The sequence below is a fragment of the Parabacteroides sp. merdae-related_45_40 genome, assembly GCF_001915675.1.
Genome location: NZ_MNQY01000117.1, coordinates 56,863 through 57,101 on the forward strand (window position 1 = coordinate 56,863; position 239 = coordinate 57,101).

General features: G+C 46.0%; 1 pseudogene. It reads left to right on the forward strand.

Going from position 1 to position 239, the window contains the following annotated elements:
• Positions 1-66 precede the first annotated feature (66 nt).
• A pseudogene (locus tag BHV83_RS21850) lies at positions 67-239 on the forward strand (ribosome maturation factor RimM); the annotation flags it as partial.

Genomic DNA, 239 nt, shown 5'->3' on the forward strand with positions numbered 1-239 from the left:
GTCCCTTTTTTCATCGAGGAGTATCGCTATAAGACGGATACCGTTATCCTTCTGAAGTTGAAGAATGTGGACGATGAGAAAGCGGCCCGTGAATTTTCCAATCGCGAAGTCTTTTATTCGCTCGATGAAGTGGACTGGGATGACTTGGTGGGAGATATGACATGGGATAGCTTTATCGGTTATCGGGTCATAGACGAACATCATGGCGAAATTGGCGAGATTACTGATGTCGACGAGTC